A 2501-nucleotide genomic window follows, 5' to 3' on the forward strand; every position below is an offset into this window, starting at 1 on the left:
TTTACGAACTTTTTCCATCCCTTCCTTTTGCATAAATTGCCCTAAAATTAAAGCAAAATCAAAATATTGTTTCATTTTCTCTTTTTTTGAGTTAACATAACTTGGAAATCCATCGCATGAATAATGCCGATCAACATATTTAACGTGCGGCGCGCAGTAATCAGCTCCTCTGGGCGAATGAAGCGACCGTTCACCGCAAACCCTTGTCCGCTTTTAATATGAAGATCGATCAAGTTGTAATAATCTTGCAATAAAAACCGACCATCATAAATTCCCGGACAGCGCTTCATTACTTCGCGAGTTACCGTCCAGTCGTATAAACGTTTAAGTTCGCTCACTCGTTCTTCAGAAAATCCTAACGCCCGTATCGCTTTTCTCCGATCGCCCTCTTCCCCTAATAAAACGAACAACGCCGCCAACTCCGCTTGAACTTGTTTACCCACATTCGGAAACTCTTCTTTCACTCGTTCTTCTATCCGTGACTGCCGATTTTCATTGATCTGTGCTAAACGAAGAATCGTGTGAGCGAGTTGCTCGGTTGTTTTTATTCCTAAACTCGCCGTAGCTCCTGCCCCCCAAAAGATGACGGTATCAGACCAAAACGGTTGAAACGACCTTAATCGAGCCATTAGCAAAACTCCACTCCAACAACATACAGACACTTTTCTCTTTTTTCCAAATGTACAAAGACTTCTTTCTCATGCATATACGCCTTCAATAAAAAAGAAAACAACCGCTTATTCTCAATTTTTACATCGTTCCATTCTTGTAACTTTTTCACCTTTTTTCCTGACAAACCAATAGGAACTTTCTGTCCTTTGCTGTTCGATTCATACAATAAATAATCATTCAAATACACATCTTTGCACACTCGTAACGTCGCACGATTTTCCCCATGAACAACCACAATACGCTCTACAGTTACTTTTGTTTTTATTACTGACACCGCATTCAAGCCCCTTCCCATAACGTTTTTTCATCCGCTATCATTCGACATTCATCGTGTAATTCCTTTATAATTTTTCATGAACAAGTAAAAAATGTTTATGACCATCAGCCGAAAAAAGAATATCTCTCACCTAGTCGTGTCGAATGGCTCCCTTTGAGAAAGTTATTTCGTACGATCCCTCTAAAACAGAAAAAACCATTGACGTCTTATCCATCAATGGTTTTGCTTTGTTGGGACGTGACAAGCATCTAGGTTATCAATTTTATTAAAATCACCAAATATCGACAAAGATTTTAATAAAAATTTTTCACTATTTTTGGTTCATCACCACAACATGTACTTGACGAGTGATACGCTTTCCTAAACAAGAATGTGAAAAAATCATTGATTTGCTGATTCTTCCTCACAAGTGTCAGTAGAGCGTTTTATAAAAAATCAAGTACAACTTGTGGTGAAGAGCCTTATCTATACCAAATATGTCGCTATTTTCGCAAGACATTCATCAACGATTTCGTCTATTTGTTCAACTTGCGCATCTTCTCGATCATACTTTTTTAAAATTTTTACGTGACGAGCTTTCCAATCTAATGACTTCATTTGGTCAGCTAATACAACCCCTGTTATCGGATGACGATCGTCATCAAGATATATTCCTTCTTTCGGTAAATCTACTTCAAATGGATATCCCTTCTTTTGATTCGTAATCGGGCAAACAACGATAAATCCTGTTGCTTGATTAAATTCTTTAGGGGACAAGACAATTGCCACTCTCCTCCCAGCCTGTTCATGACCAGCTTGCGGATCAAAGTTTAAAACAACGAAATCGCCCCTTTCCGGTACATGTGACACCATTAAATCAACTCACGCCCCTCTACCCCAAACTCTACTTCCTCATGACGATTTTCAGCTGTAATTTGCGATATGAGTTCTTCTAATGTATATTTTTTTCGCGTTTTCTTTGGTTTTAATGTGATGATTCCTTCATGCTCGATGACGCTTAATTCTACTTCCGTGCCTTGCTTAATACCTAATTGATCAGCAATATCTTTTGGAACACGAATTCCTAAACTGTTTCCCCATTTTTGAGCAACAACTGTAGCCATACGTCCTCCCCCTTCATACTTCTTTGATCTCATTATATCACCTCTCATCCACAATGTATATACATAGTATATACACGATTTTGAAAAATGATACCCCATTTATCTGCTCGTTCTGAACGATTCATCGAGCTCCGCATTATCCTGCTTGTTCAGAGGGATTTTTCGGCGCGTGACTGGCACATCTCCTCATTATACCACACCATGAAAAACATGACAGAGAACGAAATTAAATATGTTGCTATTTTCAAAAGACATTCACCAACGCTTGCGGCGATTGTTCAACTTACGGGTGGGGACAGTGCATTTACTTTAACTTCTCAATCTCCTCCACCGGAAGCTCCGTTAATTCGTGGATTGTTTGTACATCATATCCTTTGGCTAGCATTTTTTTCGCGATATTTCGTTTCTCTTCTGTAGTTGAGCAATTTTAATTACAATAATTACCATGT

The 2501-nt window shown here is 38.7% G+C and carries 4 protein-coding genes; all 4 read right to left on the reverse strand.

Going from position 1 to position 2501, the window contains the following annotated elements:
- Positions 1–71: 71 nt before the first annotated feature.
- The 4 genes from M4I42_RS16560 to M4I42_RS16575 all read right to left on the reverse strand — a co-directional run bounded on the left by M4I42_RS16560 (position 72) and on the right by M4I42_RS16575 (position 2085).
- Positions 72–629 carry a hypothetical protein gene (locus M4I42_RS16560; RefSeq protein ID WP_268853148.1) on the reverse strand — a complete coding sequence of 186 codons (558 nt, stop codon included), beginning with the start codon at positions 627–629 and terminating at the stop codon, positions 72–74.
- Positions 629–946 carry a hypothetical protein gene (locus M4I42_RS16565; protein ID WP_268853149.1) on the reverse strand — a complete coding sequence of 106 codons (318 nt, stop codon included), beginning with the start codon at positions 944–946 and terminating at the stop codon, positions 629–631. Before M4I42_RS16565 ends, M4I42_RS16560 begins: the two co-directional genes overlap by 1 nt.
- A gap of 468 nt (positions 947–1414) precedes the next feature.
- Positions 1415–1801, reverse strand: coding sequence for a type II toxin-antitoxin system PemK/MazF family toxin (locus tag M4I42_RS16570; protein WP_268853150.1), 387 nt, complete (start codon positions 1799–1801; stop codon positions 1415–1417).
- Positions 1801–2085, reverse strand: a complete 285-nt coding sequence (locus tag M4I42_RS16575; protein ID WP_442864124.1) for an AbrB/MazE/SpoVT family DNA-binding domain-containing protein — start codon at positions 2083–2085, stop codon at positions 1801–1803. The genes M4I42_RS16570 and M4I42_RS16575 overlap by 1 nt, the downstream gene beginning before the upstream one ends.
- Between the last annotated feature and the right edge of the window lie 416 nt (positions 2086–2501).

Origin of the sequence: Anoxybacillus sp. J5B_2022, from assembly GCF_026847645.1 — a bacterium.
Taxonomy (GTDB): Bacteria; Bacillota; Bacilli; order Bacillales; family Anoxybacillaceae; genus Anoxybacteroides.

Bases quoted from the DNA above. Each gene is read 5' to 3' on its own strand.
- M4I42_RS16560 (WP_268853148.1), bottom strand. From the start codon at position 629: ATGGCTCGATTAAGGTCGTTTCAACCGTTTTGGTCTGATACCGTCATC.
- M4I42_RS16570 (WP_268853150.1), bottom strand. From the start codon at position 1,801: ATGGTGTCACATGTACCGGAAAGGGGCGATTTCGTTGTTTTAAACTTT.
- M4I42_RS16575 (WP_442864124.1), bottom strand. From the start codon at position 2,085: ATGAGATCAAAGAAGTATGAAGGGGGAGGACGTATGGCTACAGTTGTT.